The organism is Brevibacillus reuszeri, from assembly GCF_002897295.1.
Classification (GTDB): Bacteria; Bacillota; Bacilli; order Brevibacillales; family Brevibacillaceae; genus Brevibacillus; species Brevibacillus reuszeri_A.
Genome location: NZ_BEXF01000026.1, coordinates 1 through 22,264 on the forward strand (window position 1 = coordinate 1; position 22,264 = coordinate 22,264).

Annotated in this window: 21 protein-coding genes; 19 read left to right on the forward strand and 2 right to left on the reverse strand. The window is 48.8% G+C overall.

The annotated features are described in order from the left end of the window. The 7 genes from C3B52_RS28345 to icmF all read left to right on the forward strand — a co-directional run. On the forward strand, positions 1 to 92 hold a 92-nt coding region (locus C3B52_RS28345; protein ID WP_164684983.1), incomplete at its 5' end, for an IS3 family transposase. A 187-nt stretch (positions 93 to 279) separates the two neighbouring features. Then, a complete protein-coding gene (locus C3B52_RS28350; RefSeq protein ID WP_103109730.1) occupies positions 280 to 1,458 on the forward strand; it encodes an acetyl-CoA C-acetyltransferase in 1,179 nt (392 codons plus the stop codon). A gap of 13 nt (positions 1,459 to 1,471) precedes the next feature. Then, positions 1,472 to 2,323 (forward strand): 3-hydroxybutyryl-CoA dehydrogenase, encoded by an 852-nt coding sequence (locus tag C3B52_RS28355; RefSeq protein WP_103109731.1) that lies wholly within the window; start codon positions 1,472 to 1,474, stop codon positions 2,321 to 2,323. Between the two features lie 32 nt (positions 2,324 to 2,355). Further along, positions 2,356 to 3,498: an acyl-CoA dehydrogenase gene (locus tag C3B52_RS28360; RefSeq protein ID WP_103109732.1), complete on the forward strand. Its 1,143-nt coding sequence runs from the start codon at positions 2,356 to 2,358 to the stop codon at positions 3,496 to 3,498. A gap of 69 nt (positions 3,499 to 3,567) precedes the next feature. Then, a complete protein-coding gene (locus C3B52_RS28365) occupies positions 3,568 to 4,710 on the forward strand; it encodes an acyl-CoA dehydrogenase (protein ID WP_103109733.1) in 1,143 nt (380 codons plus the stop codon). Positions 4,711 to 4,916: 206 nt separating this feature from the next. Beyond that, complete coding sequence (locus C3B52_RS28370) at positions 4,917 to 5,549, forward strand: TetR/AcrR family transcriptional regulator (protein WP_103109734.1); 633 nt, start codon at positions 4,917 to 4,919, stop codon at positions 5,547 to 5,549. Between the two features lie 84 nt (positions 5,550 to 5,633). After that, positions 5,634 to 8,885 carry a fused isobutyryl-CoA mutase/GTPase IcmF gene (gene icmF, locus C3B52_RS28375; protein ID WP_103109735.1) on the forward strand — a complete coding sequence of 1,084 codons (3,252 nt, stop codon included), beginning with the start codon at positions 5,634 to 5,636 and terminating at the stop codon, positions 8,883 to 8,885. Between the two features lie 51 nt (positions 8,886 to 8,936). Here icmF and C3B52_RS28380 read toward each other — a convergent pair whose 3' ends face one another. Then, positions 8,937 to 9,482 carry a DUF1572 family protein gene (locus tag C3B52_RS28380; protein WP_103109736.1) on the reverse strand — a complete coding sequence of 182 codons (546 nt, stop codon included), beginning with the start codon at positions 9,480 to 9,482 and terminating at the stop codon, positions 8,937 to 8,939. A gap of 266 nt (positions 9,483 to 9,748) precedes the next feature. Between C3B52_RS28380 and rpoE the strand changes: the two genes are divergently transcribed. Then, positions 9,749 to 10,306: a DNA-directed RNA polymerase subunit delta gene (gene rpoE / locus C3B52_RS28385; protein WP_103109737.1), complete on the forward strand. Its 558-nt coding sequence runs from the start codon at positions 9,749 to 9,751 to the stop codon at positions 10,304 to 10,306. Between the two features lie 316 nt (positions 10,307 to 10,622). After that, positions 10,623 to 12,224: a CTP synthase gene (locus C3B52_RS28390; RefSeq protein ID WP_103109738.1), complete on the forward strand. Its 1,602-nt coding sequence runs from the start codon at positions 10,623 to 10,625 to the stop codon at positions 12,222 to 12,224. A gap of 58 nt (positions 12,225 to 12,282) precedes the next feature. On the opposite strand, the gene C3B52_RS28395 is transcribed toward C3B52_RS28390, so the two are convergent. Beyond that, complete coding sequence (locus tag C3B52_RS28395) at positions 12,283 to 13,077, reverse strand: lipid II flippase Amj family protein (protein WP_103109739.1); 795 nt, start codon at positions 13,075 to 13,077, stop codon at positions 12,283 to 12,285. A 160-nt stretch (positions 13,078 to 13,237) separates the two neighbouring features. On the opposite strand from C3B52_RS28395, the gene C3B52_RS28400 reads away from it, so the two are divergent. From C3B52_RS28400 to C3B52_RS28445, 10 genes are all read left to right on the forward strand, one after another. Further along, on the forward strand, positions 13,238 to 13,612 hold the full coding sequence (locus C3B52_RS28400; RefSeq protein ID WP_049740841.1) for a response regulator: 375 nt from the start codon (positions 13,238 to 13,240) through the stop codon (positions 13,610 to 13,612). Between the two features lie 106 nt (positions 13,613 to 13,718). After that, positions 13,719 to 14,573 carry a class II fructose-1,6-bisphosphate aldolase gene (gene fba / locus C3B52_RS28405; RefSeq protein ID WP_103109740.1) on the forward strand — a complete coding sequence of 285 codons (855 nt, stop codon included), beginning with the start codon at positions 13,719 to 13,721 and terminating at the stop codon, positions 14,571 to 14,573. Between the two features lie 15 nt (positions 14,574 to 14,588). Then, positions 14,589 to 15,233, forward strand: a complete 645-nt coding sequence (gene fsa, locus C3B52_RS28410; protein ID WP_103109741.1) for a fructose-6-phosphate aldolase — start codon at positions 14,589 to 14,591, stop codon at positions 15,231 to 15,233. Positions 15,234 to 15,314: 81 nt separating this feature from the next. After that, positions 15,315 to 16,598 carry a UDP-N-acetylglucosamine 1-carboxyvinyltransferase gene (locus C3B52_RS28415; RefSeq protein ID WP_103109742.1) on the forward strand — a complete coding sequence of 428 codons (1,284 nt, stop codon included), beginning with the start codon at positions 15,315 to 15,317 and terminating at the stop codon, positions 16,596 to 16,598. Between the two features lie 28 nt (positions 16,599 to 16,626). Continuing rightward, positions 16,627 to 17,583: a class II fructose-bisphosphatase gene (glpX, locus tag C3B52_RS28420; protein ID WP_103109743.1), complete on the forward strand. Its 957-nt coding sequence runs from the start codon at positions 16,627 to 16,629 to the stop codon at positions 17,581 to 17,583. 65 nt (positions 17,584 to 17,648) lie between these two features. Continuing rightward, positions 17,649 to 18,929: a transcription termination factor Rho gene (gene rho, locus C3B52_RS28425; RefSeq protein ID WP_103109744.1), complete on the forward strand. Its 1,281-nt coding sequence runs from the start codon at positions 17,649 to 17,651 to the stop codon at positions 18,927 to 18,929. A gap of 72 nt (positions 18,930 to 19,001) precedes the next feature. Then, entirely contained in the window at positions 19,002 to 19,904 is a 903-nt protein-coding gene (locus tag C3B52_RS28430; RefSeq protein WP_103109745.1) for a M23 family metallopeptidase, read from the forward strand. Between the two features lie 70 nt (positions 19,905 to 19,974). After that, a complete protein-coding gene (locus C3B52_RS28435; protein ID WP_103109746.1) occupies positions 19,975 to 21,240 on the forward strand; it encodes a radical SAM protein in 1,266 nt (421 codons plus the stop codon). Between the two features lie 105 nt (positions 21,241 to 21,345). Then, on the forward strand, positions 21,346 to 21,546 hold the full coding sequence (gene rpmE, locus C3B52_RS28440) for a 50S ribosomal protein L31 (RefSeq protein WP_005827805.1): 201 nt from the start codon (positions 21,346 to 21,348) through the stop codon (positions 21,544 to 21,546). A 109-nt stretch (positions 21,547 to 21,655) separates the two neighbouring features. Further along, positions 21,656 to 22,231: a thymidine kinase gene (locus tag C3B52_RS28445; protein ID WP_103109747.1), complete on the forward strand. Its 576-nt coding sequence runs from the start codon at positions 21,656 to 21,658 to the stop codon at positions 22,229 to 22,231. Positions 22,232 to 22,264 lie beyond the last annotated feature (33 nt).

Here is a 22,264-nt window from a genome sequence, read left to right on the forward strand (position 1 = left end):
ATATCGACTACTATAACTGCAAGCGAATCAAGACAAAATTAAAAGGCTTGAGTCCAGTACAATACCGAACTCAAACCCTTCAGATTGCTTAAATAAAATACGTGTCCAACTTTATGGGGTCACTTCAACAAGCAGGAAAAGTCAGGCTGTTCTTTTTTTCGTAATTCATTGACTAATCGGATGGAAGACGGCAAAATGTAGATATACAAAATGAGCGAACGCTCGATCAATTCAATTTTTGTTGATGAGCTATTCTGCAGCAGAATGGAGGGTCATTCGATGAAGACAGTGATTGTGGGGGCAGCACGTACCCCGTTCGGTAAGTTTGGAGGTTCATTGAAAGCTTTGTCTGCTGTAGATTTGGGAGCGGTAGTGATCAAGGAAGCACTTGAGCGCTCCGGTGTTTCAGGTGCCCAGGTAGACGAGGTCATCATGGGCATGGTCGTACAGGCAGGAGCGGGTCAGGTACCGTCCCGTCAAGCCGCCAGAAAAGCGGGACTGCCTTGGGATGTAGCGAGCGAGACGATCAACAAGGTATGTGCCTCCGGTATGCGAGCCGTTACGATGGGAGATCAGATCATCCGTGCGGGTGATGGCGAAATTATTGTCGCAGGTGGCATGGAAAGCATGAGCAACGCGCCCTATGCCCTGCCAGACGCTCGTTACGGGATGCGGATGGGAGACGCGACAGTTCGTGATCTGATGATGTACGACGGGCTTACATGTCCGTTTGATCAGGTGCCGATGGCGGTTCACGGAAGCAATGTCGCAGAAGAGTATGAAATCACACGTGAGGCTCAGGATGAGTGGGCACTCCGCAGCCAGCAGCGTACAGCACTGGCGGTTGCCGGTGGACGCTTTGACGAAGAGATTGTAGCCGTATCGATTCCCCAGCGAAAAGGCGAGCCAGTGCAGGTCACCAAAGACGAGGGACCGCGTCCGGATACAACAATAGAGGGACTTTCCAAGCTGCCGCCGGTTTATAAAAAGGACGGAACGATTACGGCGGGCAATGCACCCGGGATTAATGATGGTGCAGCAGCAATGGTGTTGATGTCCGATGCCAAAGCAGAGGAGCTCGGGATCAAGCCCCTCGCAACAATCCTCGGACATGCACAGGTAGGGGCAGAAGCTCCTTATATTGCGACAACTCCGGGCCTCGCCATCAACAAGCTTTTGGAAAAGACGGGAATCTCCCTCGATGAAATTGACTTGTTTGAGGTCAATGAGGCGTTTGCAGCAGTAACGCTGACAAGCGGCAAAATCGTTGGATGGGATGATGAAAAAGTAAATGTAAACGGGGGAGCGATCGCGCTCGGTCACCCGATCGGAGCGAGTGGAGCACGCATTATCATGCACCTCGCGTATGAGCTGAAAAGACGCGGTGGCGGTTTGGGCATCGCAGCGATATGCAGTGGAGCGGCACAGGGTGACGCTATCTTGATTAAAGTGGAGTAGGGAGGCCTTTTTCATGAACGTACAAACGATTATGGTCATCGGAGCGGGACAAATGGGCAGCGGTATCGCTCAAGTAGCAGCGCAGGCAGGCTTTCGGGTATATCTGAATGACATCCGACAAGAATTCGTCGAGCGCGGTCTTGCTACGATCACAGGCAATCTTTCACGCAACGTGGAAAAAGGCAAGCTCAGTGAAGAGGAAAAACAAGCGATTCTCTCTCGTCTCGTTTTGTCGACTGATTTGGCTGACGGCCAGCATGTAGATTTTGTAGTAGAGGCAGTTACCGAAAACATGGCTGTCAAAACACAAATTTTCACCAAGCTCGATGAAGTATGCCCACCGCATACTGTCCTGGCGAGCAACACCTCCTCGTTGCCTATTACCGAAATCGCGGCTGTCACCAAACGCCCTGAAAAGGTAATCGGAATGCACTTCATGAACCCGGTTCCAGTGATGAAGCTGGTCGAAATTATTCGAGGATTGCAAACAGCGGACGAGGTTTACCAGCTTACAGAGGATCTATCCAAGCAGATGGGCAAAGTGCCTGTCAGCGTGAACGACTTCCCGGGATTTGTCTCTAACCGCGTGCTGATGCCGATGATCAACGAAGCGATCTACTGTGTATACGAAGGCGTTGCAACTCCAGAGGCGATTGACGAAGTGATGAAGCTGGGGATGAATCATCCGATGGGACCGCTCAAGCTCGCTGATTTTATCGGTCTGGATACATGCCTCTACATCATGGAGGTCCTGCACGAAGGATTTGCGGACTCCAAATACCGCCCATGCCCACTTCTGCGGAAATATGTGAAAGCGGGCTGGCTCGGTAAAAAATCCGGTCGAGGTTTCTACGTTTACAACTAACAGAGAAATTCGTATGGAAAGGTAGGACGGACATGGATTTTCGATTAAATGAAGAACAAGAAATGATGCGACGCATGGTGCGCGATTTTGCCCAAAAGGAGATAGCGCCCTTCGTCCCGGTCATGGAGGAAACGGATCAATTCCCGCGTCACATTATTAAGAAGATGGGCGAAATGGGGCTGATGGGAATTCCGATCGCCGAGGAATGGGGCGGAGCTGGAGCGGACTTTATCTCCTACATTTTGGCGATTCACGAGATATCTAAAGTGAGTGCAACTGTCGGCGTGATCTTGTCTGTGCATACTTCAGTGGGCACGAATCCGATTCTTTATTTCGGGACTGACGAGCAGAAGAAAAAATACATGCCAAAGCTGGCAGGTGGCGAATATCTCGGAGCGTTTGCGCTCACGGAGCCTCATGCTGGCTCGGATGCGAGCAGTATCAGGACGACTGCCGTCAGACAAGGTGATGAGTACATCCTCAACGGAAACAAGGTGTTTATCACAAACGGCGGCGAAGCAGATACGTATATCGCGTTTGCTGTAACCGATTCCAGCAAAGGAACAAAAGGAATTTCTGCCTTTATCGTGGAAAAGGATACACCAGGATTTTCCGTTGGGAAAAAAGAAAAGAAAATGGGCCTGCACGGCTCCTATACAACAGAGCTGGTCTTCGACAATGCACGTGTACCTGCCGCTAATCTGCTGGGTGATGAAGGAGAAGGCTTTTGCATCGCAATGGCTAATCTGGACTCAGGTCGAATCGGGATTGCTGCACAAGCATTAGGAATTGCCGAGGCAGCGGTGCAGTACGCCACGGAGTATGCAAAAGAGCGCAAGCAATTCGGTCAAGCAATCGGCAAACAGCAAGCGATTGGCTTCAAGCTTGCCGATATGGCAACAAAGGCGGAGGTAGCCCGCCTGCTGGTCTATCGTGCAGCATGGCTCAGAAGTCAGGGCATTTCCTGTGGGATGGAAGCGTCCATGGCGAAACGCTTTGCGACCGATACCGCGATGGAGCTGGCGACAGAAGCTGTGCAAATCTTTGGCGGCTATGGCTACACGAGAGAATACCCGGTTGAAAGGTTGTTCCGCGATGCCAAGGTTACGCAAATTTATGAAGGCACCAACGAAATTCAACGTATTGTGATCGCCAAGCATTTGCTTGCTGACTAATAGAGCAAAGTCCGGCGGGGGACATTCTCGGGCACGGACTTGCGAACAGCACATGGGGGAGTGATAGATATGAATTTCCAACTGACTGAAGAACATGACATGATGCGAAAAATGATCCGCGACTTTGCCGAGACCCAAGTGGCTCCGACAGCAGCGGAACGTGATGAGGAAGAGCGTTTTGACCGTTCCATTTTCGAACAGATGGCAGAGCTTGGACTGACCGGTATTCCATGGCCGGAAGAGTACGGCGGGGCAGGCGCTGACTATTTGAGCTACGTCATTGCAGTGGAAGAACTCTCCCGTGTGGACGCCTCGATTGGCGTTACTTTGTCCGCACAGGTTTCATTGGCTAGCTGGCCAATCTACAAGTTTGGTACAGAGGAGCAGAAGCAAAAGTTCCTGCGTCCGCTGGCAGAAGGAAAGAAAATGGGTGCATACTGTTTGACGGAGCCAGGCTCTGGTTCTGATTCGGCGGGAATGCGCACGACTGCGGTACTAGATGGAGACCACTACGTATTAAATGGTAGCAAAATCTTCATTACCAACGCAGGCGAAGCCGAAATTTACATCGTTTTTGCTGTAACCAGTCCTGAGCTGAAGCACAAAGGAATCACAGCCTTTATCGTGGAAAAAGGCATGGACGGCTTTACGATGGGGAAAAAAGAAAAGAAACTCGGGATTCGCTCCTCGCCAACACTCGCGGTCAATTTTGACAACGTCCGCGTACCAGTAGAAAACATGCTGGGCGAAGAGGGCCAAGGCTTCAAGATCGCGATGATGACCTTGGACGGAGGACGAAACGGAATCGCAGCGCAAGCATTGGGAATTGCTCAAGGAGCATTCGAGCATGCGCGTGATTATGCCAAAGAACGCAAACAGTTTGGCAAACCAATTGCTGCCCTGCAGGCTATCCAGTTTAAGCTGGCGGATATGGCGACCAAAATCGAGGCGGCGCGTCTGCTTACGTACCAAGCTGCCTGGTTGGAGGATCAAGGCTTGCCATACGGAAAAGCTTCTGCGATGTCCAAAGTATTTGCAGGGGATACGGCGATGGAAGTCACTACCGAAGCTGTGCAAGTATTCGGTGGCTACGGCTACACGCGTGAATATCCGGTGGAACGCTTCATGCGGGATGCAAAAATCACCCAAATCTATGAAGGAACCAACGAAATTCAGCGTGTTGTTATTAGCAATTACTTGCTCAAAGAATAGAATCACTATGTTATAAAATGCGTCAGAAAAAATTTTCATAGCGGTAAACGGTTTTTCTGTATGTAGGAACGGGAAAAGAAAGGTTTGGCATTAGGCTCTTACTCGCGTATAATGGTTGCGAAACGATACTGAGTAGAGTGTTTGCGCCTTTCTTTTCCATAAGGTGTCTGACCAAACGCTCAGTCGGTTGGAAAGGTGGATTTGTTGTGTCCGAAAAAAGAAAAACCATACCGTCCCTAGTAAAGGACCCGAAGCTGATTGAAAAACGGCGGGAACAGATTATTGAGGCTGCTGTTCATCTCTTTATTCATAAAGGCTTCCATAAAACAACGACGAGAGAGATTGCTCGGGCGTCTGGTTTTAGTATCGGGACTTTATACGAATATATCGAGTCAAAAGAAGATGTTCTCTATCTCGTATGCGATGCGATCCATGCGGAGATGGAAACTCGTTTGCGTGAAGCGATTAACTTTAACGGAACGGGTCTGAAAATTTTAAAGCTCGCATTGAAGAGCCTCATTCGTGTGATGGACCAGATGAGCGACCGCGTATTGCTCATTTATCAAGAATCCAAATCACTTCCAAAAGAAACGCTTCGCTATGTGCTGGGGCGTGAGGAAGAAATTTCGCAAATTTTTGTGGAGATCCTGCATCGCGGGATTGACGACGGATCACTGCGCATTGATGAAAAGCATGTCAAGCTGATGGCTGACAATATCATGGTGCTGGGTGAGATGTGGGTATTCCGCCGCTGGGCGCTGCACAAGCACTATTCATTAGAGGAGTACACCGAGAAGCAGATTACACTGTTGCTTCGTGAAATTAGTGTCTCCGAATGAATAGAAAACGTTTAGAGAGTCCGGAGCTTATGTCGGGTCTTTTTGAACTGCTTTTCTAAAAAGATTCTCGGGGAGAGTGGAACGATGGAAACCGAAGTGTATCGTCCGCAAAACAAGGTTCGTTTTGTGACCGCAGCCAGCTTGTATGACGGTCATGACGCCTCGATCAATATTATGCGTCGCATTTTGCAATCATCTGGAGTGGAAGTGATCCATTTAGGTCATAACCGCTCTGTTGACGACATCGTGACGGCTGCCATACAAGAGGATGTGCAAGGAATTGCCATCAGCTCGTATCAGGGTGGTCATGTGGAGTATTTTAAGTACATTATTGATCTGTTGCGCGAGCGAGGAGCTGAGCACATCCGCGTATTTGGTGGCGGAGGCGGTGTCATCGTTCCACGCGAGATTCGAGAACTCGAGGAATACGGAGTCTGTAAAATCTATTCACCTGATGATGGCAGACATCTAGGTCTGCAAGGCATGATTAATGATATGATTCAGAGGTCTGACTTCCCTACCGTCAAGCAGCTTGGCGCCGAGGTTGCAGGACTGCAAGAACAAAATCACCAGGCGATAGCGCGGCTTATTTCCGTTGCGGAGTATGCGGTTGATCAGGCAGAATGGGCCGAGCCGCTCAAAAACAATCTGAGTGAACCAGAAGCCACTATCCCTGTACTCGGGATCACAGGTACGGGGGGTGCAGGAAAAAGCTCGCTTACCGATGAGCTGGTTCGCCGTTTTGTTCGCACATATGCAGATAAGACAGTCGCGATTTTGTCTGTCGACCCATCCAAGCAAAAATCCGGTGGGGCATTGCTTGGCGATCGTATTCGCATGAATGCCAATACCACACCGCGCGTTTATATGCGCAGTTTAGCTACACGAAAATCCGGGATGGAGCTGTCCGCAGCAGTAAAGGACGCAATCCGGGTAGCACGTGCGGCTCATTTTGATCTGATTATTGTAGAGACCAGCGGGATCGGTCAGGGAGATGCGCAAGTAACGGAAGTGTGCGATGTCTCCATGTACGTGATGACCAGCGAATTCGGTGCCCCTTCTCAGCTTGAAAAAATCGACATGCTCGACTTTGCCGATCTGATTGCGATTAACAAGTTTGAACGCAAAGGCTCGGAGGATGCTCTGCGGGAGGTACGCAAGCAGTATCGCCGAAACCACCAGCTGTTTGAGCTTCCAGATGAAAAGGTGCCTGTATACGGTACAATTGCCAGCCAGTTCAACGACCCTGGAACCAATGTATTGTTCGCGGCATTGATGCATCGAATCGTCGAGAAAACCGGTGTGGAATGGGCTGTTGACGGTCTGGATACGACCCCTGTAAAAATTCATAAAACTTCGTTGATTCCGACAGAAAGAATCAACTATTTGCAAGAGATAGCCAATACAGTGAGAAACTATCGTCAATACGCAGAAGAACAGTCTGCCATCGCGCGCAAGCTGTTTCAGCTGCATGGAGCAAAGGAAACGCTGCTTGCCTCGGGAGATTCTGCTGCAGCTGAAGTGGTAGGTGTACTTGAGAAGCAGATCACTTTGTTCGAAGAAAAGCTCCATCCAGAATGCAAGCGTATTCTCGAAAACTGGCCAAAGCTAAAGGAAGCATACAAGCAAGATCAGTTCGTCACCAAAATCCGTGACAAGGAAATCGTCACCAAGCTGTTCAGCGAGTCTTTATCAGGTACACGTATATCCAAAGTGGCTGTTCCTGACTATCAGGACTGGGGCGAGCTGCTGAAATGGTCGTTAAAAGAAAATGTGCCAGGGGAGTTTCCTTATACAGCAGGTGTCTTTCCGTTCAAACGGGAAGGAGAGGACCCGAAGCGGCAGTTTGCTGGTGAGGGCACTCCTGAGCGGACGAATCGACGCTTCCATTTCCTGTCGCAAAATGACGAAGCGAAGCGACTCAGTACAGCCTTTGACTCGGTTACCCTTTACGGGGAAGACCCGGATTATCGCCCAGACATTTATGGGAAGATCGGTACGAGTGGCGTAAGCATTTGTACGCTGGATGACATGAAAAAGCTGTATGCAGGCTTTGACCTGTGCGCGCCGAGCACTTCTGTATCTATGACGATCAACGGACCGGCTCCGATGATTTTGGCGATGTTCATGAATACGGCGATTGAGCAGCAAATCGAAGCATTTATCCAACGTGAGGGGCGTCAGCCTACTGAGGAAGAGAGTGCAAAAATTAAAGTGTATACGCTCTCGACTGTCCGTGGAACGGTGCAAGCGGACATCCTCAAGGAGGATCAGGGACAAAATACATGCATTTTCTCCACCGAGTTTGCCTTGCGCATGATGGGGGATATCCAGCAGTATTTCATCGACAACAAAGTGCGTAACTACTATTCGGTCTCCATCTCTGGCTATCACATCGCGGAGGCAGGAGCCAATCCGATTACGCAGCTGGCATTTACGCTGTCTAACGGCTTTACGTACGTGGAGTATTATTTGAGCCGTGGCATGCACATTGATGACTTTGCGCCGAATCTGTCCTTTTTCTTCTCCAATGGACTCGATCCTGAGTACACGGTCATCGGACGTGTAGCTCGCCGTATTTGGGCTACCGTGATGAAAAATCGATATGGCGGCAATGATCGCAGTCAAAAGCTGAAATATCACATCCAGACCTCCGGGCGTTCTCTGCATGCGCAGGAGATGGATTTCAACGATATCAGAACGACTCTGCAAGCCCTGGTAGCGATTTACGACAACTGCAACTCTCTTCATACCAATGCGTATGATGAAGCGATCACGACCCCGACAGAGAACTCTGTGCGCCGTGCGATGGCGATACAGATGATCATCAACAAAGAGATGGGTCTTGCCAAAAATGAAAATCCACTGCAAGGTGCGTTTATCATCGACGAGCTGACTGATCTGGTTGAAGAGGCGGTTATGCAGGAGTTTGAGCGTATCAGCTCACGTGGTGGCGTGCTGGGTGCGATGGAGACACAATACCAGCGTGGCAAAATCCAGGATGAGTCTATGTATTATGAGATGAAAAAGCATACAGGTGAGCTGCCGATTATCGGAGTGAACACCTTTATTAATCCAAACGCGTCTGAGGACGATTACGAGATCGAGCTGGCTCGTGCGACAGAAGACGAAAAGGAGCAGCAGATTCTCAATCTCCGTGCGTTCCAGGAGAGCAACCGTGACAAGTCACAGGCAGCCTTGCGGAAGCTGCAGGAAGTGGCGATGGCAGGCGGCAACATCTTTGCGGAGCTAATGGAGACGGTGAAGGTAGCGTCTTTGGGACAAATAAGTGCAGCTTTGTATGAAGTAGGCGGACAATACCGCAGAAATATGTAAAAAAGAATCCCTCGGTGCTATGCCGAGGGATTGTTTGCTGACGCGCGAAGTTTAGTTGTTTGCGTGTTGATTTTTTACTTGCTCTGTATATTCTTCTGATTTTCCGCGGGGAACGCTTAAACATAGCCAGGCAGTGTCTTTTATCTGCTTTCCGACATACACGATTTGACCGACATGGTAGGAATAATGGGAGACCTGGCGCTGGATCGCTTTTAGCACGGTATGGGGTTCATTTCGAATCGTCACAGTCCTCATCAGATCATCAGGCCCAAGGGAGGACAAAGCTGTAAACAGAGTGGTCCAGCCCTTTTCCCAAGCAGAGAGCAGCTCTTCCTTGCTTTGGTAACCGCCTTCGAACTCCAGGTCACGATTGCGGTTAGTCTTTTCTCCATCACTGTTTAAAAAGTCTGTCCATCTCGCAATCATGTTTCCGCTTAGGTGCCGGGCGATGACAGCGATGCTGTTCGACTCGCTGGAAGGCGATTGATGAAGCTCTTCAAGTGTGAGCTGATCCATTGTTCTTTCGGCCAAATTTTTTACTTCACGAAATTTGTCGATTGTACATGAAAGAAATTCTTGTGCTAGATCCACTGGCATTCTCCCCTTTCCTGTATACATAAAGATGATACAGGGAATGGGAAAAAACGGGAAGGGAATGGGTGTCGATAATAAATGGACTGCCCCCGTTTGAAAGCCTTGCATTTTCGTCTAAAATAAGGAATACTGTATGATAGCCTTCGTATGTTGTACAATCGAAGAATCCGCTATTATTCCTGATTTACCTATACAAAACCTGCGTCTCTTGATTGTGGCGAGGACTGTATTGAAGCCAATAGTTTTCTAATGGAAAGGACGTGCCCTGAGTGAGTCAATTGTTTGCTCATATTGATTCCGAGAAACTGAGTGAGATGGCATTGGTTGACATTGCGTATGAAATCTTGCGTGAAACCAATCGTACCTACAACTTCCGCGAGCTGATGGATGAACTGGTTACCCTGCGTAAGATGACAAACGAACAACTCATGGCTATCATCGCTCAAGTATACACAGAAATTAATATTGATGGTCGTTTCGTTTGTCTTGGTGACAATGTCTGGGGCTTGAAGCGTTGGTACCCGACTGATACCGTTGAGGAAACACAAGAAGGCGGCGGAACCAAGAAGAAGAAAGTGGTTCTGGACGACGACTTCGATGACTACGATGCCGAAGATGAGGGCGTTGAAGAATTCGAAGAAGACGATGTTGTCATTTTTGAAGACGAAGATGATTTCGTTGATGAAGACGCTGAGATCGAGGAAGAAGAGATTGATGGCGAGATCGACGAAGAAGAGATAGAAGAAGAGGAAGAAATGTTTGAAGACGAAGAGATGGAAGATGAGGATTCGGCTGACGACGTCGATGAGGATGAAGAGAAATTATAAGTCCTTGACTTCCGCTTGATGGACAGATAAAATACTCCTTGGGCTTCACATGAAGAAGTTTAAATAAGGGAAACTATAAAACAAAAGTGCCCCTACCCCATGTCTGCACGGGATAGGACTCGCTTTTGTTTTTCTTTTTTTGGGAGCCGTCTTCATTCGTATTTTTTCGTGTAGAAAAGTGGTGTGCGAAGCCATTTGCATCTGGAATCACTGCGGTAAAACCTTCCGCAAAGACGCGGTCGCTTCTTCTTGAGTAGGCCACGATCAAGGTTTTTTCACTACAACTTAAGGGTTAGGGAAAGAGGGGACGTTAACGATGACGAAGTATATTTTTGTGACAGGCGGGGTCGTATCCTCGTTAGGAAAAGGAATTACAGCGGCTTCTCTGGGCCGACTCCTGAAGAATCGGGGACTGAAGGTAACCATCCAGAAATTTGACCCATACATCAACGTTGACCCGGGTACGATGAGCCCGTATCAGCACGGGGAAGTATTCGTTACAGATGACGGTGCGGAAACAGATCTGGATTTGGGCCACTACGAGCGTTTCATTGATATCAATCTGAGTGCAAACTCCAATGTAACGAGTGGTAAAATTTACTCCACAGTCATCGCAAAAGAGCGTCGTGGTGACTATTTGGGCGGAACGGTTCAAGTTATTCCTCATATTACCAACGAGATCAAGGACCGTGTATTCCGCGCTGGCCGCGAAACGGGAGCAGATGTAGTTATTACAGAGATTGGCGGAACTGTTGGCGATATCGAGAGCTTGCCAGTACTCGAAGCAATCCGTCAAATCAAAAGCGATATCGGCCGTGAGAACGTTATGTACATTCACGTGACCTTGGTTCCTTACATCAAGGCTGCAGGTGAAATGAAAACAAAACCGACTCAGCACAGCGTGAAGGAATTGCGCAGCCTGGGTATCCAACCAACCGTCATCGTTACACGTACAGAACAACCTATGACGCAAGAGATGAAAGACAAGCTTGCTCTGTTCTGTGACATCGACAAAAACGCTGTTATTGAGTGTGTGGATGCAGAGACGCTTTATGATGTTCCCCTTCAATTGCAAGCACAAGGCTTGGACGATTACGTATGCCGCCATCTCGGCCTGACCTGCCACGAAGCAGATATGACCGAATGGAAAGCACTCGTTAGCAAGATCAAAAACCTGTCCAAAACAACAACTATCGCAATCGTTGGTAAGTATGTAGAGCTGCATGACGCTTATTTGTCTGTTGCAGAAGCACTATACCATGCTGGATATGCCAATGATTCTAACATAGAAATCAAATGGGTAAGCGCAGAAGAAGTAACGCCTGAAAACGTAGGCGAACTGCTCAGCGATGTAAACGGAATTCTCGTACCAGGTGGCTTCGGTGATCGCGGTATCGAAGGCAAAATCATCGCTACGCGTTATGCTCGTGAAAATAAAGTACCTTTCTTCGGTATTTGCCTGGGTATGCAAATTGCTGTTATCGAATACGCTCGCCACGTTGCAGGTATGGACGGAGCAAACAGCTCCGAAATCAACCCAAGCACACCGTTCCCGGTTATCGATCTGTTGCCAGAGCAAAAGGAAATCGAGGACAAGGGCGGAACCATGCGTCTTGGCGTTGGTCCTTCCAAAGTGGAAGAAGGCAGCCTGACTGCACAAGCTTACGGCAGTACATTAGTATATGAGCGTCATCGTCATCGTTATGAAGTGAACAACGAGTACCGTGAACAATTGGTGGAGCAAGGACTTCGCATCGCAGGTACTACACCAGATGGACGTTTGGTAGAAATCGTGGAGGTTCCAGACCACCCTTGGTTCTTGGCTACACAGTTCCACCCAGAATTTACTTCTCGTCCAAACCGTCCACAACCGTTGTTCCGTGATTTTGTAAAAGCTTCCCTGAACCTGAACAAATAAATGGCACCATAAAAAATGCACCAGCGACCGAGCGTCGTTGGTGCGTTTTCTCTGTTACCTAGTGAAAAAGGGGAGCGAGCCAAGCCACCCAATACGCTGCTGGAACAAGCAGGATTTGCGCCAATATCGTGCCGAAAAAGCGAGAGATCATCAGCCATAGGTACATATTGCGTATGGATTCGTGTGTAGCTTGTCCCTGCATGGCTTTTTCGGTTAAAAGAGCCACCTGGGGGTCTACCAGAATGGTCATGAAAATGGTAGCGAATCCGTTGATCATCCCAGATGACATCAATACCGTTGCTTTGTAGTCCGGCACCAGAAGAATGGCGTAGAGGCTTGCGAGCACGCTGCTTGTGTAAACGGCTGTCCCCAGCGCATTGAGAAGCAGAAGCCGTTTTGGGATTCCCTGGATACGAAAGCGTGAGATAAACTGCAGGTTAGGAATACGGACATGATGGCGAACGCGCCTGATACTATCTACCGTCACAGCTGTGCGCAGCATTTGCGGAATTGACCCCGCAAGCTCCAGATGCGAAATCAATCGCTTGGAGAGCTGAACAAAGGTCGGAAACAAAAAAATAGCCGCCAATGTGCCCAGAGAGGACGCACCGATGATCAAGTGGAGCTTCATACTTGGATCTGTATGAGAGATAGCCGCCTGGTCCATCAAGCCGCCAGTGAATGGCCCTTGAACCAGGTTGGAGGTACGCGATATCAGTAGGACGATCCCGACGAGTGACAAGGCAACGGCCAATCTGCCTGTCAAAACTCCTGCAAAACGGATTCCGTAGGACAGGGTCTCTGTAGTGTGAATAACGAATGTTAACAAACAGATCAGCCATAAAGCATCCATGAGAGAAATCAGCACTCCTCACTCAAGCTGAAAAATGGTATTCCTATTATACAGTAAGTGATTGAAGTGGGAAAATTTCAACGTGGTCCGGCAGGAGTTTCCTGATTTTAGGCGAACCCTAATGATTTAAGGAAAAGGCTTTCGTCAGGGGGGAATCGAAGTGTTGGACAAACATGATAAAAAAGTACTGGTTGTTGACGATCAGTATGGAATCCGTATTTTGCTGTATGAGGTACTGGGTAAGGAAGGCTACAAGACGTTTCAGGCAGCAAATGGGAAAATGGCGCTGGAGATCGTGGAAAAGGAATCGCCAGATCTGGTCATTCTCGACATGAAGATCCCTGGCATGGATGGAATCGAAATTTTGAAGCATATCAAGAAAATCAATCAGGATATCAAAGTAATCATGATGACAGCGTACGGAGAGCTGGACATGATTAAAGAAGCAACACAGCTTGGCGCTTTGACGCATTTTACCAAACCATTCGATATAGACGAACTGCGGATGGCCGTTCATCAGCAGCTGGCTTGCTAGTCTTTTATGCCTCGCTTGTATGGGTACAAGCGTACCTGTTAACAAGCTGGTGACTGTGGTATAATAAGCCACATGACTGAAGTCTGCTAGAGGAGGATTTACAATAATGCCACTGGTACCTATGACCGCTTTTACCGAAGACGTCAGGAAGCATAAATACGCCGTCGGTCAATTTAACCTGAACAATCTGGAGTTTACTCAAGCGATTACGGAAGCAGCGATGGAAGAAAAATCGCCTGTAATCTTTGGTGTTTCTGAAGGGGCACTTAAATACATGGGGTTGGATTATACCGTAGCCATTGCCAAAGTGGCAGCAGAACGCTCAGGAGTTCCAGTAGCGTTGCATCTTGATCATGGTAGCAACTTTGACATGGTTATGAAATGCATTCGCGCAGGATTCTCTTCCGTTATGTTTGACGGCTCCCACCATTCATTTGAAGATAACCTTCGCCTGACCAAGCAGGTTGTTGAGGCTGCGCATGCAGTTGGCGTTTCTGTTGAAGGTGAACTCGGTACCATCGGTGGGGTAGAAGATGACCTGTCCGTTGACGAGGAAGATGCTACCCTGGCAAATCCTGAGGAAGCGATCCGCTTCTGGGAAGAGACCAAAGTAGACTATGTAGCAATCGCTGTAGGAACAGCACACGGTATGTACAAAGGGGTTCCAAAAATCCGCTTTGACATCATCGAAAAAGTAGCGAACAACATCGGTGCGCCAATCGTGCTGCACGGTGGTTCCGGAGTTCCAGACGAAGCTATCGTAAAATCGATTAGTCTGGGCGTAGGAAAAATCAATGTAAACACAGAAAGTCAAGTCGCATGCACCGAAACGGTACGCAAAGCACTAGCTGCCAAACCGAATGAGATCGACCCGCGCAAATATCTGGGTCCTGCTCGCGATGCGATCAAGGAAGTAGTCAAAGGCAAAATGCGTCTATTCGGCAGTAGCAACCGCGCGTAACCAAGGAGGCCTATCATGCGTTTTTTGATTGATACAGCAAATGTTGAAGAAATTCGCGAAATTCACGAGTGGGGCGTTCTTGCGGGCGTTACCACAAATCCTTCTTTGGTAGCAAAGGAAGGCCGTGATTTCGTCGAGACTTTGAAAGAAATTATTGATATCGTTGATGGCCCGATCAGTGCTGAGGTAATTAGCGTTGATGCAAAGGGCATGATAGAAGAGGGAGAGAAGCTAGCTTCTCTGTCCAAAAACATCGTAATCAAGCTGCCGATGACTGCTGAAGGACTGAAAGCAGCGAAATACTTTTCCAAGCGTAAAATCAAAACCAATGTAACCCTGGTATTCTCAGCAAATCAGGCGTTGCTGGCTGCACGTGCAGGCGCTAGCTTCGTATCTCCGTTCTTGGGTCGTTTGGACGACATTGGACAAGACGGGATGCAACTGATCGAGGATATCGCAGAGATCTTCTCTGTACACGGGATTGATACCGAAATTATCGCAGCGTCCGTTCGCCACCCTGTCCACGTGACAGAGGCAGCTCGCCGCGGTTCGCATTACGCGACGATCCCAGCAAAAGTATTCAAACAACTGATTGCTCACCCGCTGACAGATAGCGGACTGGAAAAATTCCTAGCTGACTGGGCAAGCATGCAAAAATAATAGGACACCTATTGAAAGTCCGAGCACCTTTTCCATTGGGGAAGGTGCTTCTTTCCCGATTACGCCTGAGGAGAGCAAAGCATGGATAAGCTGATCATCAATGGTGGGAAACCGCTCGCGGGGACGGTAACCATCAGCGGAGCAAAAAACAGCGCAGTCGCACTGATTCCAGCCGCGTTGCTGGCAGATGGACCCGTTGTCATCGAAAATCTGCCCCGTATTCAGGATGTCGATATTTATCATGAGCTCCTGCAAGAAATGGGAGCTGACGTGCTGTTCGAAGAAGACTGGATGGAAATAGACGGACGCATGATGCGACTGATGCTGATGCCGAATGGTCGGATCAAAAAGCTTCGAGCTTCCTATTATCTTTGGGGCGCGCTTTTGGCCAAATTCGGAGAAGCGCAGGTCGGATTGCCAGGCGGCTGTGATTTAGGGCCTCGTCCTGTCGATTTGCATATCAAAGGCTTTGAGATGATGGGCGCTGAGGTGGAAAACAAGAATGGTGTAATGACCATCCGCGCTAAAAATGGACGTCTGCAAGGCGCGCGCATTTATCTCGATCTCGTAAGTGTCGGAGCTACGATCAATATCATGCTCGCTGCTGCCAAAGCCGAGGGCGTGACTATTATTGAAAACGCTGCGCGTGAGCCGGAGATCGTTGATGTAGCTACTTTATTGAACAATATGGGTGCGAACATCAAAGGCGCCGGTACGGATATGATCCGTATTCAGGGTGTGGAACGATTGCGCGGCTGCCGTCACACGATCATTCCTGATCGGATTGAGGCAGGCACGTATATGATTGCAGCAGCAGCGACCAATGGCAATGTGCTGGTGGAGAACGTCATTCCCAAGCACCTAGAGTCACTTACTGCCAAGCTGCGCGAAATCGGAGCACAAGTTGTAGAGCTGGATGATTGTATTCAAGTAATCGGACAGGAAGGATATCGTTCTATCGACGTAAAGACGAGTCCATATCCTGGGTTTCCAACCGATCTGCAGCAGCCGATCACAACTCTTTTGACCTTGGCAAAAGGTTCAAGCATTGTGACGGACAACATCTATAGCTCGCGTTTTCGCCATGTTGATGAACTGCGACGCATGGGTGCAACACTCAAAGTCGAGGGGCGCTCCGCAGTGATTGAGGGCGGAGTCAAGCTGAACGGCGCCAAGGTCGTAGCATCAGATTTGCGCGCAGGGGCAGCTTTGTTCATCGCTGGATTAGCGACGAGCGGTACGACTGAGCTGGAAGGGCTGGATCATATTGATCGCGGCTATGAAAATTTAGTAGGAAAGCTACAAGCGTTGGGAGCAGATGTTCAACGGGTAGGCTTGCAGCCTTCAGAAAACCACCAGCGTTAACCAACCACCAGGAGAGGAGTCTTCCAGAATGGAACGCAGTTTAACACTAGAATTGGTTAGGGTGACCGAGGCAGCAGCTTTGGCATCTGCCAGTTGGATGGGTCTAGGGAAAAAAGATGAGGCTGATGATGCAGCAACAACCGCCATGCGTAAAGAGTTTGAAAAAGTACCAATGGACGGAGTTGTTGTTATCGGTGAGGGAGAAATGGATGAGGCACCGATGCTCTACATTGGAGAGCGTTTGGGCCAAGGCGTAGCTCCTGCCGTGGATGTAGCCGTCGATCCTTTGGAAGGAACCAACATTCTCGCCAAAGGAACCTGGGGAGCCATCTCTGTTATTGCGATTGCTGACCAGGGAAATTTGTTGCATGCTCCTGATATGTATATGGAGAAAATTGCAGTAGGACCGCAAGCGGTGGGCAAAGTAGATATTAACGCTCCTATTCGGGATAATTTAAAAGCTGTCGCACAGGCACAAGGAAAAGACATTAGTGATCTAGTTGCGATTGTATTGGATCGGGATCGTCACCAAAAAATTATCCATGAAATTCGCGAAGCGGGTGCACGCATCCGTTTGATTTCGGACGGAGACGTTGCAGCTGCAATCAACACCGCTTTTCCAAATACCGGTGTAGACATTATGTTTGGTTCTGGCGGAGCGCCTGAAGGTGTATTGGCTGCTGTAGCGCTAAAATGTCTGGGTGGAGAAATCCAAGGAAAACTGTTGCCACAAAATGATGAAGAGATCGCACGCTGTGTGAAAATGGGGTTAACGAATCCACATCAGGTTCTGTTCATGGACGATTTGGTAAAAGGCGACGACGCTATTTTTGCTGCTACAGGTGTAACCGATGGTGAATTGTTAAAAGGCGTTCGCTTTCAAGGAATGCGGGCAACCACAAACTCCGTGGTTATGCGCGCGAAAACAGGTACGGTACGATTCATTGAGGGGAACCACCGTTTGGAACGCAGAACGACTTTGTAGATCGAGTGATGCTCGTAGGGTCTAGCTCCATAGAAGCGTTAAAGTAAATAAAGAGTGGTGGATGTATGTTACTTTCTGAACTAGAAGAAAAGAAACTGACTGATCTCTATAAGCTGGCAAAGGAATACCACATTCCTTACTACTCGCAGCTGAAGAAAAAAGAACTGATTTTCGCAATTCTTCGCGCGAGAGCTGAACGAGACGGTCTGATGTTTATGGAGGGAGTTTTGGAAATCCTGCCAGAAGGCTATGGATTTCTACGCCCGATCAACTATCTCCCGAGCTCGGAGGATATCTACATCTCCCAATCGCAGATTCGTCGCTTCGATCTGCGAATGGGGGATGTGGTGTCGGGTAAAGCCCGTCCGCCAAAGGAAAACGAGCGATATTTCGGCCTTTTGCAAGTAGAAGCAGTAAACGGAGAAGACCCTGAAACAGCTGCAGAGCGTCTTCATTTCCCCGCTTTGACACCGCTGTATCCTCAAACCAAGCTTGTGTTGGAAACAGCTCCTGAACGAGTTTCTACCCGCCTGATGGATCTCCTGGCTCCTGTTGGACTTGGACAACGCGGATTAATCGTTGCTCCGCCAAAAGCGGGGAAAACGATGCTACTCAAAGAGATTGCCAACAGCATTACAGAGAGTCGCCCTGATATTCATTTGTTTGTGCTGCTCATTGATGAGCGCCCAGAAGAGGTTACGGATATGCAGCGCTCAGTCAAAGGTGAGGTAGTGGCCTCTACGTTTGACGAGCTGCCGGAGAACCATATCAAAGTAGCTGAGCTTGTATTGGAGCGAGCGAAGCGTCTGGTTGAGCACAAAAAAGATGTAGTAATTCTGCTCGATTCGATTACTCGTTTGGCACGTGCATACAACCTGGTGATTCCACCAAGTGGACGTACGCTATCCGGAGGGATTGACCCAGCGGCTTTCCACCGTCCGAAACGATTCTTTGGTTCTGCGCGTAACATTGAAGAGGGCGGCAGCCTGACGATCCTGGCAACTGCTTTGGTAGAGACAGGCTCGCGCATGGACGACGTGATTTATGAAGAATTCAAAGGTACGGGAAACATGGAGCTCCATTTGGATCGCAAGCTAGCAGAACGCCGCATTTTCCCAGCGATCGATATTCGTCGCTCTGGAACACGCCGCGAAGAGCTGCTGCTTACCAAAGAAGAGCTGGATAAGCTGTGGATGATCCGTAAAAATATGAATGAAACAAACGAGTTTGTGGATTCATTTATTAAAAAGCTGGCAGATACCAAGACAAATGACGAATTTTTACAAACCCTGGAATCCAAGCAAGGTCGGGGGAAAACAGCAAATACGACGGCGAGTTCTTCATGACTCTCCGTCATTTTTTTTTGCCTAAAGGCATACCGTTAGGAAGGAGTGGCTGAAAAAAGGAGGAGTGTTTCTGTGGAGTACGTGCAAGTAACTGCTCCGGTAACGAGCCAGGAGGAAGCGAAAACGGCCGTTGTGGAGCAGGCTTTGTTCCAAGCATTTAATCCGTATGCGAGCCTGGCCCGGCCGAATGCGTCGCCAAAAGGAAACGTGATGATGTACGCAGTTCGCCAGGGGGACACTCTCTCAGGAATCGCCCAAAGGTATGGGCTGACTTTAAGAAAATTAGTAGAATCCAACAAGATAAATAACCCTCATCTTCTTGCGGTAGGGATGAAGCTCGTTATCAGTCAAGACGAAGTCACTCATATGGTGAAAAGAGGAGAAACATTAAACTATGTCTCGCAGCGATATGGTGTCAGCAGGGAGCTGTTGATTGAGCGCAATCCGCTGCTTAATTGGCTGTCGGACAACCTGTATATTGGACAGGTACTCTACATCCCTATCGCGGGCACGAAGCAGATGCAGACGGAAGAGCTTGCCAAAAGACGGAATACGACGCAAGCAGCGAGTAGACAGGTGGTAGGCAGGATTAGAGGCGGGATGGAGTGGCCGGTCAAAGAGGCGACGATTACGAGCGGATTTGGCGTTCGTTGGGGAAGAGCGCATAAAGGGGTAGATCTGTGGAACCAAGCAGAATCACAAACACCGATCTACGCTGCAAAGGCAGGTACGGTTTTGGAGGCAGGGGCAAACCGCTCTGGGTATGGTCGCATGGTCGTGTTGGATCATGGAGACGGTCTCCAAACGTTTTACGCGCATATGCGCAGTATTTCTGTAGCACCTGGGCAAATGGTGGATGCCGGGGACATGCTCGGCTATATGGGTCAGACAGGAGACTCGACAGGTTATCACCTACACTTTGAAGTGAGGCAGGACGATGTGCCGATTAACCCGCTCCCATACCTCGGCAGGTAACCCTTCACAATTTACATTGCTTTTTCAATGCGATACAATGGGCAAAGCAAAGAAGTGAGGCGATTTCCCTATGCATTTAGTATACGCAGATGAAAAAGGCAATGTTTACGATCACCCCGGCTTATTCGCTGTGGCTCGTAACGGAGATATATTGACAGAAGTACTGGAAGAAGAATTAATCCCGCTCCCGGAAGGAGCTACGCTGGTCAGCTTGCCAGATACAGTACCGATCGGAATGAACCCAGAGACCGGTGAAATGGTCAAGCTGGATGGCTGTACGGCTGTAGGAGCGCTCGTGCCGCAGGGGATTACACGTCTGCTGCTGCCAGGCTACGTAAAAAGCAACAAGGATAGCAAGCTGCCCCTGTTTGGCTATTCCGCTGTTGTTTGGAAGGACAATCGTTTTTGGGTCGCTGGTCGTGCGAGTGATGATATTTATAAATGGGACCCGCTGAACTTTCCGATGGATGAGCTACGTCAGCGAGTGGAAAAGACATTGGAGCTGTTCCCGCAAAACCGGATTTTAAACCACTTGTCCCATTGTGCTTTGGAATACGAGTGTCTGACAGCCTCCAATAACTTTTTCAACCGCTGGGAAGGCAGCTTGCCTGTCTCTTATACCTGTAACGCGGGTTGCTACGGATGTATTTCCGAGCAGCCAGAGGACAGCGGCTTCCCTTCACCGCAAACCCGGATGAATTTCAAGCCGACAGAGGACGAGCTGGTTGAGGTCATGCTCCACCATTTGCAAACACCAGAGAGCATCATCAGCTTTGGCCAAGGCTGTGAAGGCGAGCCTTCGACGATGGCTTCCATCATCGTTCCGGCAATGCGACGTGTCCGTGAGGCAACTGATATGGGCTTCATTAACATTAATACGAATGCGGGTCTGACCGACCACATCAAAGGGATTGTAGACGCAGGCCTCGACCTGATGCGCGTAAGTATCATCAGTGCCATTGACGAGCACTATAACGCTTATTACCGCCCTCGCAACTATACGCTGGAAAATGTTGCGCGCTCGGCTGAGTATGCGGCTTCCAAAGGGGTATACACCTCGATTAACTACCTCTGCTTCCCGGGTGTTTTTGACCGTGAAGAAGAGATGGAGGCTATGATTAACTTCATTCGTCGAACAGGAATCAAGCTGATCCAGATGCGAAATCTGAACATCGATCCAGAAAGCTATCTGTCCATGATTCCAAAGGCACAAGGTGAGGTTTTTGGAATGAAGCAGGCGATTGAAATTTATCAGGAAGAATTGCCAGATGTGGTAATCGGTTCGTTTACGCATATTCCGCCAGAGGAGCTTCAGCGCAGGAAAAACATGGCCTAATCGTCCAAGCTGTTGCATTTCGGCTGTCAGCGTGCTACTATCTGATATGTGTTGATATAACTCTGTTTCGGCAAACGATTCAGGGCGGAAAGAGGTGTAGATAAGATGAAACAAGGTATTCATCCTAAGTACAACGTAGTAACTGTTACATGTGCATGCGGTAACGAATTTGAATCCGGTTCCGTGAAACAAGCGTTGAAAGTGGAGATCTGCTCCAACTGCCATCCTTTCTTCACAGGAAAACAAAAATTCGTTGACGCTGGCGGACGTGTAGACCGTTTCAAACGCAAATACAATCTTTCCTAATCGGAAAGGATTGGAGCAACCAGGTAGAGCGATCTACCTGGTTTTGTTTTTGTCTGGCCATTTTTCAGAGAAAATGAATAACCACTTCTGGGCAAAGGGAGATAGAAACGTGGCACAATTATATTTTCGATATGGGGCGATGAACGCTTCGAAATCCATTCAGTTACTGACGGTCGCGCACAATTACGAGCAATCGGGAAAAAAGGTCATGGTGTTTACTCCCGCGGTGGATGATCGTTTCGGTGTAGGCAAAGTGGCTTCGCGCGTAGGGATCAGCCGAGAAGCGATTCCGATTAGCGAAGAGACAAACCTGTACGAAATCGTAGCAGCCGAAGCAGTCAAGCCAGATTGTGTGTTAGTGGATGAAGCGCAATTTATTGGCAAGCATCACGTCGAGCAGCTCGTTTTGATCGTCGATCGCTTAGGCATACCTGTTATTGTTTACGGTCTCTTGAAAAACTTTAAAAATGAGCTCTTCCCGGGAAGTGCGGCGCTGCTCTGTGAGGCGGATAAGGTAGAAGAGATCAAGACCGTCTGTGTGTACTGCAATAAAAAGGCGACCCATATTTTAAAATTCAAAAATGGACAACCGGTATATACTGGAGAGACGATTGAAATCGCTGGAAATGATACATACAGCAGCGTTTGTCGCCAGCACTACTATCGTCCGCCGCTCAATAGCTAACGCATTTTGCATAACGTTCTGGATAGAAGCTAC

What these genes read in the sequence shown, in the direction of transcription:
- C3B52_RS28350 (WP_103109730.1), top strand. Translation starts at nt 280, where the DNA reads ATGAAGACAGTGATTGTGGGGGCAGCACGTACCCCGTTCGGTAAGTTT.
- C3B52_RS28355 (WP_103109731.1), top strand. Translation starts at nt 1,472, where the DNA reads ATGAACGTACAAACGATTATGGTCATCGGAGCGGGACAAATGGGCAGC.
- C3B52_RS28360 (WP_103109732.1), top strand. Translation starts at nt 2,356, where the DNA reads ATGGATTTTCGATTAAATGAAGAACAAGAAATGATGCGACGCATGGTG.
- C3B52_RS28365 (WP_103109733.1), top strand. Translation starts at nt 3,568, where the DNA reads ATGAATTTCCAACTGACTGAAGAACATGACATGATGCGAAAAATGATC.
- icmF (WP_103109735.1), top strand. Translation starts at nt 5,634, where the DNA reads ATGGAAACCGAAGTGTATCGTCCGCAAAACAAGGTTCGTTTTGTGACC.
- C3B52_RS28380 (WP_103109736.1), bottom strand. Translation starts at nt 9,482, where the DNA reads ATGCCAGTGGATCTAGCACAAGAATTTCTTTCATGTACAATCGACAAA.
- C3B52_RS28390 (WP_103109738.1), top strand. Translation starts at nt 10,623, where the DNA reads ATGACGAAGTATATTTTTGTGACAGGCGGGGTCGTATCCTCGTTAGGA.
- C3B52_RS28395 (WP_103109739.1), bottom strand. Translation starts at nt 13,077, where the DNA reads ATGGATGCTTTATGGCTGATCTGTTTGTTAACATTCGTTATTCACACT.
- fba (WP_103109740.1), top strand. Translation starts at nt 13,719, where the DNA reads ATGCCACTGGTACCTATGACCGCTTTTACCGAAGACGTCAGGAAGCAT.
- fsa (WP_103109741.1), top strand. Translation starts at nt 14,589, where the DNA reads ATGCGTTTTTTGATTGATACAGCAAATGTTGAAGAAATTCGCGAAATT.
- C3B52_RS28415 (WP_103109742.1), top strand. Translation starts at nt 15,315, where the DNA reads ATGGATAAGCTGATCATCAATGGTGGGAAACCGCTCGCGGGGACGGTA.
- glpX (WP_103109743.1), top strand. Translation starts at nt 16,627, where the DNA reads ATGGAACGCAGTTTAACACTAGAATTGGTTAGGGTGACCGAGGCAGCA.
- rho (WP_103109744.1), top strand. Translation starts at nt 17,649, where the DNA reads ATGTTACTTTCTGAACTAGAAGAAAAGAAACTGACTGATCTCTATAAG.
- C3B52_RS28435 (WP_103109746.1), top strand. Translation starts at nt 19,975, where the DNA reads ATGCATTTAGTATACGCAGATGAAAAAGGCAATGTTTACGATCACCCC.
- rpmE (WP_005827805.1), top strand. Translation starts at nt 21,346, where the DNA reads ATGAAACAAGGTATTCATCCTAAGTACAACGTAGTAACTGTTACATGT.